The sequence below is a fragment of the Fundidesulfovibrio sp. YSD1 genome, from assembly GCF_055397115.1.
The window spans coordinates 1284696-1296488 of the sequence record NZ_AP043666.1 but is presented as its reverse complement, the minus strand read 5'-3'; the positions used below and the strand labels follow the sequence as shown (position 1 = coordinate 1296488).

6 protein-coding genes are annotated in these 11793 nt (G+C 66.8%); 1 reads left to right on the top strand and 5 read right to left on the bottom strand.

From position 1 onward, the window contains the following. Positions 1-21: 21 nt before the first annotated feature. The 5 genes from ACZ5V4_RS06075 to ACZ5V4_RS06055 form a co-directional block, all read right to left on the bottom strand. Positions 22-783, bottom strand: coding sequence for a fumarate reductase iron-sulfur subunit (locus tag ACZ5V4_RS06075; RefSeq protein WP_464317283.1), 762 nt, complete (start codon positions 781-783; stop codon positions 22-24). Between the two features lie 18 nt (positions 784-801). Beyond that, positions 802-2661 carry a fumarate reductase flavoprotein subunit gene (locus ACZ5V4_RS06070; protein ID WP_464317282.1) on the bottom strand — a complete coding sequence of 620 codons (1860 nt, stop codon included), beginning with the start codon at positions 2659-2661 and terminating at the stop codon, positions 802-804. A gap of 10 nt (positions 2662-2671) precedes the next feature. Further along, positions 2672-3331, bottom strand: a complete 660-nt coding sequence (locus ACZ5V4_RS06065; protein WP_464317281.1) for a succinate dehydrogenase/fumarate reductase transmembrane subunit — start codon at positions 3329-3331, stop codon at positions 2672-2674. Between the two features lie 748 nt (positions 3332-4079). Continuing rightward, a complete protein-coding gene (dctA, locus tag ACZ5V4_RS06060; protein WP_464317280.1) occupies positions 4080-5444 on the bottom strand; it encodes a C4-dicarboxylate transporter DctA in 1365 nt (454 codons plus the stop codon). Between the two features lie 591 nt (positions 5445-6035). Next, positions 6036-9299: a PAS domain S-box protein gene (locus ACZ5V4_RS06055; protein ID WP_464317279.1), complete on the bottom strand. Its 3264-nt coding sequence runs from the start codon at positions 9297-9299 to the stop codon at positions 6036-6038. A gap of 107 nt (positions 9300-9406) precedes the next feature. Between ACZ5V4_RS06055 and ACZ5V4_RS06050 the strand changes: the two genes are divergently transcribed. Beyond that, complete coding sequence (locus ACZ5V4_RS06050) at positions 9407-11728, top strand: mechanosensitive ion channel domain-containing protein (RefSeq protein WP_464317278.1); 2322 nt, start codon at positions 9407-9409, stop codon at positions 11726-11728. The last annotated feature ends 65 nt before the right edge of the window (positions 11729-11793 follow it).

Sequence of the window (11793 nt, the reverse complement as noted above, 5' to 3'; positions counted from 1 at the left end):
TGAAGCCTGGTGAAGCCTGGGCTACAACTTGATGTCCTTCCTCAGGAAGCTGGGCAGGATGTTGTTGACGGCGGCGAAGGCCATCTTCTTGCGCAGCTTGCCGAGCACGTCTTGCAGGGGCAGGTACTTGGGGCAGACGTCCTGGCAGGCCAAGAGGCCCATGCAGCCGAAGATGCCCTCGTCGGTGCCGATGATGTCGAAGTACTCCTTCTCGGTGCGCTCGTCGCGGGGGTCCAGCATGAAGCGGGCCACGCGGTTCAGCGTGGTGGCGCCCAGGAAGTCCTCGCGCATGAGCGCCGTGCCGCAGGCGGCCACGCAGCAGCCGCACTCAACGCAGCGGTCGAGCTCGTAGATGGCCTCGGCCACGGCGTTGTCCATGCGCTCTTCCTGCGCGGCCGGGTCGAAGACCTTCTTGGTGTGGCACCAGGACTCGATCTTCTTGTACATGGCCCTGAACCAGGTGCCCGTGTCCACGGAGAGGTCGCCCACCAGCTTGAAGATCGGCAGGGGCATGAGCGTGATCTCTTCGGGCAGGTCCTTGGTCTTGGTGTGGCAGGCCAGGCCCGGGCGGCCGTTGATGACCATGCCGCACGCGCCGCAGATGCCCGCGCGGCAGCAGAAGTCGAACTGCAGCGAGGGGTCCTGCTCTTCGCGCAGGCGGTTCAGCACGATGAAGAGCGTCATGGATTCGGTCTCGTCGATCGTGTAGGCCTGCATGTGCGGGACCGAGTTGGGGTCCTGCGGATTGTACCGGAATATGTTGAATTTCAGCATTCTGGCCATTTCGTATGCTCCTCTTCCCTAGGCCTTCTTGTTCTTGGGCGTCGCCTCGGGCGCGGGCTCAAGGGGGATGATCTTGCCGCCGCCGTAGCCGCGCTCGCCAGGGGGAATCTCGAACACCTTGGTGGCGGGCTCGTAGTTGAGGGTCGGCACCACGTCATCGGGTTTGGCCCAGGTGGCCAGGGTGCGGTTCAGCCAGTCGCGGTCGTTGCGCTCGGGGAAGTCCTCGCGGGTGTGCGCGCCGCGCGATTCGGTGCGGTTCAGGGCGGCGAAGCACACGCACTGGGCGAGCTTGACCTGGCCCTCGATCTTGAGCGCCAGGGAGAGCTCCTGGTTGGCGCCCAGGCCGTTGGACTTGAGCCCCACCTTGCGCGCGCGGGCCAGGATCTCGGTGAGCTTGTCCACGCTCTCCTGGAGGTCCGTACCGTTGCGGAAGATGCCCGCGCCCTTCATGATGGTGTCGAACATGGCGTTGCGCACGCCGTAGACGTTCTCGCGTCCGTTGGACCCGTGGATGAGCGCCTTGATGCGGTCTTCCTGCTTGCGGTAGGCGTCGCGCATGCACTCGGTCTTGAAGGTGGTCTCGGTGCCGGAGAGGAACTCCACCACCTTGCCGCCCACGTGCATGCCGGCCACCACGGTCTCGGCCAGGGAGTTGCCGCCCAGGCGGTTGAAGCCGTGCATGTCCCAGCAGGCGGCCTCGCCCGCGGAGAACAGGCCCTTCAGGCCGTAGGCCGCGCCGTCGGAGTTGGTGCGCACGCCGGCCATGGAGTAGTGCTGGGTGGGGCGCACGGGGATGAGCTGGTGCACGGGGTCCACGCCCAGGAAGGATTCGCAGATCTCCTGCACCTCGCGCAGCTTGGTGGAGATGTGCTTCTCGCCCAGGTGGCGGATGTCCAGCCAGAGGTGGTCGCCGTAGGGGCTCTTGACGCCCAGGCCCTTGCGCATGTGCTCGGTCATGCGGCGGCTGACCACGTCGCGCGAGGCCAGCTCGGCCTTCTCGGGCTCGTAGTCGGGCATGAAGCGGTACTGGTTCACGTCCAGGAGCGTTCCGCCGTCGCCGCGGCAGCCCTCGGTGACCAGGATGTCCGTGGGCACGATGCCCGTGGGGTGGAACTGGATGGCCTCGGGGTTGCCGATGGGCACCACGCCGGTGTCCAGGGCGATGATGTGGCCGCCGCCGTCGCAGATCACGGCGTTGGTGGACTCGCGGTAGATGCGCCCGAAGCCGCCGGTGGCGATCAGCGTGGCGCGCGAGAGGTAGGCCTTGAGCTCGCCGGTCTTCAGGCAGCGCACGATGGCGCCCATGCAGGTCTCGCCGTCGTGGATCAGCGCGATGGCCTCGGCCTTGTCGTGGACCTCCACGCCCATCTGGGCGGCGCGGTTGTCCAGGGTGTAGAGCACGGCGTGGCCGGTGCCGTCCGAGGTGTAGCAGGTACGCCACTTGGCCGTGCCGCCGAAGCTGCGCGAGTGGATCAGGCCCTCGTTCTCGGGCTTCTCGTAGGCGGTGAAGGGCTTGCCGCCCTTGTAGTAGGTCTGCTCGCCGGGCACCACGCGGTTCCAGGGCACGCCCCAGAAGGCCATCTGGCGCATGGCGATGGGCGCGGTGTCCGCGAAGATGCGCGCGCATTCCTGGTCCGCGCCCCAGTCGGAGCCCTTCACGGTGTCGGCGAAGTGCACGTCCGGGGAGTCGCCCTCGCCCATGGCCGAGTTGCCCAGCGCCGCCTGCATGCCGCCCTGGGCGGCCGAGGAGTGCGAGCGCCTGGCGGGCACCAGCGAGAGGCAGATGACGGAGAAGCCGTTGTCCGCGGCCTCGATGGCCACGCGCTCACCGGCCAAGCCGGCTCCGATGCACAGAAGGTCGGTTTGGAAGATTTGCATGGCGTTATCCTTATTTGATGGCGAGGAACATGAAACGCAACAGGGTGATGACGCCGATGCCGATCATGATGGCCGTGAGCAGGTTCTCCTTCTTCTTGAAGCCGAACCGTCCCTTGGAGTCGATCACGCCCCACTTCACCAGGATGCGGTAGAAGCCGATGCCCACGTGCAGCTCCACCATGGGCAGGAGCACCAGGTAGAAGAGCATCCACCAGCCGCCCTGGATGCGCGCGGCGGACTTCTGCGCGGTGATGGGCAGGTCGGTGAGCACCACCCACATGTGGATGGAGCCCATGATCAGGATGATCATGGCGGTCACGGCCTGGACCACCCACATCCAGGTGTCCGCGTGGCGCATGCGCCTGGCGTTCTGGAGCATGAGGCCCTGCTCCTTGGAGGCGAAGGGGATCTTGCGCGCTGCCAGCACGAAGTGCAGCAAAAACACCGCGAAGATCACGGGGCCGCCGACCTGCGCCATGCCGGTGATCTCGAAGAAGTGCGCGATGGCGTTCATGACGCCGGGGCCGATGATGACGCTGGACACCAGGAAAAGGTGCGCCCACATGAACAGGACCAGGCTGGCGCCCGAAAGCATCTGGAGCCAGTCCAGATAGGCGGCGCACTTGCAGCTGGCCACGGGTTTGTGGGTGGCGATGGACGGAATCGACATTACATCCTCCCAATCTGTTTTTGGCTTTCCGGGGTGACAGGGAACAGGTTCCACAGACGGCCGCTCGGCGAGGCGAAGGCCTCGGCCTGTCCGCCGCGGCCGGGCACGGGCAAGGAAGGGGAATCCATCACAACGCTTCGGACGAAGGACCTCGGGCAGGGCGCCCCGTGCGAGCGGCGCGGACCGCGAAGAGCCGCGCTCTCGCGGTGCTTCGTGGCCGTGCGCCTAGCGGGCGCGTTCGAAACCAGGCGGGTCATTCTTCGTCAACTCCTTGAATGCAAACTGAGGATCGCGCTGCGTTAAAAAAGGAAACGATGGTCGCGCATCGGCCGCGTTTACCGGAGCGGCCCGCCGGGGTGTCCTGTGATGTTTCGCCTGGGTCTTTCCGCCTCCTCTTCGGCCCTGCGCACGGTTGGGTGAGGACCTGGGAGTTTCAGTATCACATGATATGCGACAGACATAAGGGCAATATGCGTGCCAGAGCGGCCCCTGTGGGCATTAAAAATTTATCATGTGTGAAATAGAGGTGTTGTGAACGCTCTTCGGAGCCGTGAAGTGGGTGTGCACCCGTGTGAAGTGTGGCATTGTGGTGTGGCGTGGCGCCACATATGTGTGGCGCATGCCACACGTCGTTGTGCCATTGCCAGGGGAAGCGAGAGAACGGAGCGGCGGGTCGGAAAACAAAAGGCCCCCCGTTTCCGGGGGGCCTTGCCGCGCCGCCTCGCGGCGGCGAAGCATGGAAGACGGATCAGGACTTGGCCTGGCTCGCGGCCGCCTCGGTGGACTGCTCGGCGATGAGCACGTCCTCGGGGTCGTCCGCGTAGTCGTCGCTCAGGTCTCCGTCGAGCACCTTCTGGAGCTTGCGCTCGTCGAGCGCGCCCTCCCACTTGGCGACCACCAGGGTGGCCACGCCGTTGCCGATCAGGTTGGTGATGGCGCGGGCTTCGGACATGAAGCGGTCCACGCCCAGAAGCAGCGTGAGCGAGGCCACCGGGATGGTGCCGAGCGACTGCAGCGTGGCCGCCAGGGTGATGAAGCCGCCGCCCGTGACCGCGGCCGCGCCCTTGGAGGTGAGCAGCAGGATGAACATGATGTAGAGCTCGTCGCCCATGGTCAGCGGGGTCTGGGTGGCCTGGGCCAGGAAGATCGCGGCCATGGTCAGGTAGATGCAGGTGCCGTCGAGGTTGAACGAGTAGCCCATGGGCAGGGTCAGGCCCACCACGGACTGGTTCGCGCCCGCGTTCTCCATCTTGGCCATCATGCGCGGCAGGGCCGCCTCGGAGGAGGAGGTGCCGAGCACCAGGAGGATCTCCTCGGAGATGTACTTGAGGTACTTCCACAGGGAGAAGCCGGCCATCTTGCACACGGCCCAGAGCACGATGAAGATGAAGCCGATGCAGGTGATGTACACGCCCGCCATGAGCTTGAGCAGGGCCAGCAGGGCGTCGTGGCCTTGCGACGCCACCACGAAGGCGATGGCGCCGAATGCGCCGAGCGGCGCGAAGTACATTATGTAATGGACTACCTTGAACATTCCTCGCGAGAACTCGTCGATGAACTTGACAACGGTCCGCGCTCGGTCTCCCAGGGCCGAGCAAGCAATGCCGAAGAGGATGGAGAAGAAGAGCACCTGGAGGATCTCGCCCTTGGCGAAGGCGTCCACCACCGAGCTTGGGATGATGTTCATCAGGAAGTCGGTGGTGCTGGTGACCTTGGCGGTCTGGCCCGCGTAGGCCTCGACCTTCTTCACCTCGGCCGCGTTGGACTGCATCTTCTTGGCGTAATCGTCCAGGCCCACGCCGGGCTGCATGACGTTCACGACCACCAGGCCGATGGCCAGGGCGAAGAGCGTCATGGTCCAGAAGTAGACCATGGCCTTGAGGCCCACGCGGCCGACCTTGGTCATGTCGCCCATCTTGGCGATGCCGGTGACGACGGTACAGAAAATGATGGGGGCGATGATCATCTTGACCATCTTGATGAAGGCCTTGCCGAAGGGCTCCATCTTGGCGGCGAAGGCCTTGGTCTCGGGGATCAGGCCGATGATGATGCCGACCGCGATGCCGAAGAGAACCCAGAAGTAAAGCGTTTTGTAGATCTTCTTGCCTGCCATTTAACCTCTCCTGGATCGTGCTGCGTATGCTGGTTTCCGGTGAAACTTGACCGGGCCCTGATGCGGGTTGCCGGGCGCGCGAGACGAAGCCGTTAAGAAACCTCCTTTATTCAGGAGACGGCAGGGAGAGACCGTCGCCGGAGCCAAATGTTTAACACAGGATAGGCCGTCTATTCCGGAACGTCGGCCCTGGCTTCAGGGCGTCTCGATCCGGGTTGCCTTCTCCTCCTTGGCGCGGCTGGCAGGTACGTGCCTGGGGGGCTGAACGCGTGGGTCAATGCTCGTCAGGGGCGAAGCCCCGCAAACCTGATGGCTTTTCGAATGAGAACGCCTCCCTTTCATGCCGCCCGCGCCGGGAGGCGCTGGCGGGTTGGCGAACCTGACGAAAAACGCGTGGGATGTCCTCCCCGGGGGGAGGCCGCCGCGCCGGGGCGCGACGGGCGAGGCCGGGACGGCCGCCATCTTGCGGAGCCGCTGGGAGAAGCGGCTCCATGGCTTGATCCCTCGCCTAGCGGTTAGAAGGTTACCACCAAATTCTGAGACTATCCACAAGAAAATGGACGCGGCGTGCTGAACGGGCCGTCGCGGCGGCTACTGGATGGAGTGCTTCTCCATGTTGCGGTAGAGCGTGCGGCGGTCCACGCCCAGGAGCCTGGCGGCCTTGGCGCGGTTGTTGGCCGCGCGCTCCAGGGCCTCGATGATGTCCTCGCGCGAGAGGCCCCGGTGGTAGCCCCCGCCGGGAGCCTGCGCCGGGGCGGCTTGGTGCGCGCGCGCGGGCTGGGCGGACGCCTGGGAGTCGCGCCCTTCGAGCTCGGGGGGCAGGTGCGACGTCCCGATCTCGCCGCCGGGGCAGAGAATGCAGGCGTGCTCAAGGGCGTAGCGCAGTTCGCGCACGTTGCCGGGCCAGCGGTAGGTCATGAAGATGCGCATCACGTCGTCGCCCACCTTGGAGATGTGCTTGCCGAAGCCCGCGCGGAAAAGCCCCAGGAAGTGCTCGCACAGGAGCGGGATGTCCTCGGTGCGCTCGCGCAGGGGCGGCAGGTGGATGACCATGACCTTCAGGCGGTAGTAGAGGTCCTCGCGGAAGAGCCCCTGGCGGATCTTCTCCTGCATGTCCACGTTGGTGGCCGCGATGACGCGCACATTGGCCCGGCGCGTCTTGGAGTCGCCCACGCGCTCGAACTCCTTGCGCTCGAGCACGCGCAGGAGGTTCAGCTGGATGCGCGGGGAGATGTCGCCGATCTCGTCCAGGAAGATCGTCCCGCCCTCGGCCGCCTCGAAGCGCCCGAGCTTGTCGCGGATGGCCCCGGTGAAGGCCCCGCGCACGTGCCCGAAGAGCTCGCTCTCCAGAAGGCTCTCGGAGAGCGCCGAGCAGTTCACCTTGATGAGCGGCCCCTTGGCCCTGGGGCCGCCGTAGTGCAGGGCCTCGGCCACCAGCTCCTTGCCCGTGCCGGATTCGCCCGTGACCAGCACCGTGGAGTCCACCTCGGAGAGCTGGTCCAGCACGGAGTAGATGGAGCGCATGGCCTTGGACTTGCCGATGAGCCCCCGGTGGCCGTGCAGGTCGGTGAGGCGCTTCTCCAGGTCGGCCAGGCGGGTGATGTCGCGGATCACCAGCACCGCGCCCACGAAGTTGTTCTCCGGGTCCAGGAGCGGGGAGGAGTTGATCACCACGGTCTGGCCCGGGCGGTTGCCCTTGCACTCGACCCTGTACTCGAGCACGGGCTCGCGGGTCTTGAGCGTGGTGGAGAGCACCTCGAAGCAGGCCCGCTTGCAGTGCCCGCCCACCAGGTGCAGGTGCTTGCCGTGGCTGGTCTCGCCGCCGATGCAGCACAGCTCCGAGAGCGCGCGGTTGGTCTGGAGCACGTTCATCTCCGTGTCCACCACGATGAGCGCGTCCGGGATGGAGCGGAACACGGCCTCCAGGTTCAGGCGCAGGCGCTCCTTCTCGTCCATCACTTTTCTCAGTGCGCGCTCCGAGAGCACGCGCTCGGTGATGTCGCGGCCCACGGACTGGTACTCGGCCAGCCTGCCGTGCTGGTCGAACAGGGCGTGGTCGTAGCGTTGCAGCCAGCGCTCCTCGCCCCCCGGCATGGTCAGGCGGTACTCGATGGCCCCCACGGGCTGGGCCTGGCTCAGGGACCTCAGGTGCTGGTCCAGGCGCTCGCGCTCCTCGGGGGAGAGCCCGGGCTGGAGCGCCGCGCCGATGAGCTCCTCCTTGGACTTGCCGAAATAGCGCGCCGTGGCCGCGTTGGCGAAGGTGACGGCCCCGTCCGGGCGGTGGCGCCAGACCAGCTCGGTCTGGTCCTCGACGATGGCCCGGTAGCGCGCCTCGCTGGATTCCAGGGCCTCCTTGATCAGCCTGCGCGCCGTGACGTCGGTCAGGTAGCCCACGATCTCGGCCGGGCGGCCCAACTCGTCCAGCACCAGGCGGAACTGGTCGCGTATCCAGCGCGTCAGGCCCTGGGCGTTGGTGAAGCGGTACTCGCGCGTGCCTTGGCCCATGGCCAGCTGGAGCCTGAGTTCGGCCTCAACGGCCGGTGCGTCGTCCGGGTTCACGCGCGAGAGCCAGAACCCGGGGTCGCGCAGGAAGTCCTCGGGATGGAACCCTGTCAGGTCCTCCACGTTGTCGGAGACGAAGGTCAGCTCCAGGTCGCCCACGGGCCTTCTGGAGTAGATCACCGCAGGCGAGCTGGTGAGCAGGGCCTTGAGCCTGGCCTGGGCCCTGGCCAGCTGCTCCTCGGCCATCTTGCGCTCGGTGATGTCCTGGACCATGGGCATGTAGTAGCTGGGCCTGCCCATGGCGTCGCGCAACAGGCCCGCCGAGAGCTGCACCCAGACCACGCTGCCGTCCTTGGCCACGTAGCGCTTGTCGAGCTCGTAGTGGTCCACCTCGCCGCTTCTGAGGCGGGCGGCGCGGGCCTGGGCCGCGTCCACGTCATCGGGGTGGGAGAGCATGATGATGGGCTTGCCCAGAAGCTCGCTCTCCTCGTAGCCGGTGATGCGGCAAAAGGCCTCGTTGGCGCGCAAAAAGGTCCAGTCCAGCGAGAGGATGGCCGCGCCGATGGGGGACTGGTCGAAGGTGCGCCTGAACTTCTCCTCGGATTCGCGCAGCTCCATCCCCATCTTGAGCAGGGCCTCCTCGGCCATCTTGCGCTCGGTGATGTCGATGTTCAGCCCTTCGATGTAGAGGAGCCTGCCGTTGTGGTCGCGCACCTGCCGGGCGCTGGTGTTGATCCAGCGCACGCCGCCGTCCTTGCGCCGGAAACGGGTCTCGAAGCCGGTGATGCGGCCGTGAGCCTCGAGCTGGGCGATGAGGTAGTCGCGGTCGGCGGGGTCCACGTAGAGCTGGGAGCGCAGGTCGGTGAGCGAGCTTATGAGCTCCTCGGGCGTGTCGTAGCCCAGAATGTCGCACAGGGCCGGGTTGACCGCGACGAAGCGGCCGTCGGCCGTGGACTGGAAGACGCCCTCCACGGCGTTGCGGAAGAAGGACTTGTATTTGCGCTCCGCGTGCTTGAGCGGGGTGAGGTCCGTGAAGGTGAGGATGCTCATGAGGCCCAGGGGGCCTTCCATGGGCTGGGCCGCGATGAGCACGGGCAGCCTGGCCCCCCCGGCGGCCTGGAGCGTGCGCTCCTGCGGGGGCAGGGGCCTGGTGAGGTCCAGCGGCGGGGCGTCCTCGGGCTCGCAGAGGCATTCCAGGCCGTGGCACTCCTTGCCCACGATGTCGCCCTCGCTGCGCCCGAGAAGCTCCAGCGCCTTGGGATTGGCGTGGACGATCACCTGGGTCCTCGCGTTCACCACGAGGATGCCTGCGTCGATGGCTTCCAATAGGTCGAGGTTGTGCGTCAGCGACATGCGGGTACTCCGGTCAGGATCGTTAAGTCGCAATGCGCGCGCTGGCAAGAGCCTTTGACATCCGGGGGGCTCTGCGTCACATCCCCTTGAGGCAACAGGAGGAACGCATGGGAAAGGCAGTCGCCGCGCTGGCCGTCTTGCTCGCGCTCGCGGGTCCGGCCCTTGGGGCGGGCATCGACCGCAAGGCCTGGGACGAGGTGCTTTCGGGCATAACGCTCGACGCGGACCGCAGGGCGCAGGAGGTGGCCTCGGTGCGCAAGGATCTGCCGCAGCTGCGCCAAAAGGCCTCCCAGGCGCTCTTCGAGGCCGACAGGCAGCTCACCCAGGCCCAGCTCCTGCGCGCGGTGGCGGGCGAGTCCCCCTGGGCGCTGCGCACGCTGCTCACGCATTACGGAAGCATCGAGCGCGTCCTTGAGCACGGCTCCCAGGAGTTGGGCCTCGCCGCCGAGCACCTGGCGCGCATCAAGGAGGAGAACGCCACCCTGCGCGTCATCCGCAAGCGCGGCGCGGACGTGGACTACAACGACCCCACCGTGGAGGCCCTGAAGGCCCCCTCCGGGAAGATGGAGGCGGTCAAGACCGAGGTGGACGCGCTCAAGGCCGAGATCGACTCCACCCTGTCGCTGTTCGACGACCTGGCGGCCTCCATCGAGGACGCCAGGGCGCACCTGCGCGAGGACTACGTCCGGGTCTTCAAGGAACACTTCTTCGGCCACGTGCGCCCGCCCCTGGACGTCTACGGCCTGGCCCTGCTGGAGAGCCGCGCCGTGGACTGGGCCAGCGACTTTCCCCGGTTCGCCCGCTCCGTGGCGGCCTGGACGGACTGGGCCGGACTGGCCCTGGCCTGGGCGCTTTTCTGGCTGGCCCTGTTTTCGGCGGCACGCCTGGCGGCCAAACGGCTGGGAGCCTGGGAGCCCGTGCGCTCCGGCGCGGGCTGGGGGCTCTTGAGCCTGGGGATCGCCGGGTACGCCGCCACCTACGCCGTGCCCTTCACGGGCAGCCACATGCTCAACCTGCTCATGGTCCTGGCCGGGCTTCAGGGCGCCGTGATCCTCGTGCGCAGGCACCTGCCCCCGGGGGCGCTCGAGTTTTTCCTGTTGCTCTACGCCGCCGGGACCCTGGCCGAGGTGCTCGACCTGCCCGCCGAGATGGTCTGCGTGTACTGGCCGCCGGTGATGGCCCTGGCCGCCCTGGACCGATGGCGGCGCGGCAGGAAAAGGGCCGCCGCGCTCCTGGCCCTGTCCGGGGCCGTGGCCTTGTCCGGGTACGGCCCCCTGGCCGTGAACGCGGTCCAGGCCTGGTTTCTCTTCAGGCTCACGGTGGCCGTGTCCCGGGCGCTGCGCGAGGTCATGGCCGCGCGCGGCGGGGTGTGGACGTCCTACGTGCACCCGCTGGCGGTCACGGTCCTGTCCGTGGCCTACGTGGCCTGGGTGATGCTCTTCATGGGCGGCCCGGGGTTCGTGGACTACGTCTTCACCCTGGAGCTGAAGCTCGGGCGCGTGAGCCTGACGCTGGACGCAGTGGCCTTCATGGCCCTGATGTTCTTCGCGGCCAGGCTCGCGCTGGCCTGGCTCAAGATCGCCCTGGAGCGGGCCACCGTGGGCGGCAAGACCCTGGACCCTGCGCTGGCGCACACGCTCTCCACCCTGGCCTCCTACGTCACCTGGGTGGGTTACCTGCTGGGCGTGCTCTCGGTGCTGGGCCTGCCGCTCACGGGCGTGACCTGGATCGCCTCCGGGCTTTCCGTGGGCGTGGGCTTCGGGCTCAAGGACATCATCAACAACTTCGTCTCCGGCCTGATCATCCTCTTCGGGGGCTCCATCAAGAAGGGCGACGTGGTCCAGACCGGCAAAACGCTCGGCGAGGTGACCAACGTCAGCGTGCGCAACACCACGGTGCGCACCCTGGACAACTCCATGGTCATCATCCCCAACTCGAGCTTTTTGCGCGGCGAGATCATCAACTGGAGCTACCAGGACAAGCGCATCCGCCTGACCATCCACGTGAGCGTGGCCCCGGGCACCAAGGTGAAGAAGGTGCGCAAGATACTTGCGGCCGTGGCCGCCAAGAACGACCTCGTGCTCAAGGACCCGGCCCCGTCCGTGGTGCTCAGGCAGCTCGGGCGCTACGGCCTGGACTTCGAGCTCTACGTGTGGATCCAGGACTTCCGCGACAAGTTCAAGGTGGAGTCCGACCTGGCCGCCGCAGTGGACCAGGAGCTCCAGGAGAACAAGATCACCGTGGCCTTCCAGGGCATCAAGGTCAAATACAAGCCCAAGGGCTCCGAGGAGGCACAGCGCGAGGCCGCGCGCGAGGCCCTCAGGGAGAAGCGGCGCAAGGTCTTCTCGCTGGTCAGGCAGCTTCGGGGCGTGCACGTGCGCTCCAGGTGGGGCATGGCCGCCCCCCGGGCGGAGAGCGAGGAATCCTAGGGCCGGGCCGGGCGCGGAGACTTTTTCCCTCCCGGTGTAACCGGCCCCCGCACGGCCGCGACATA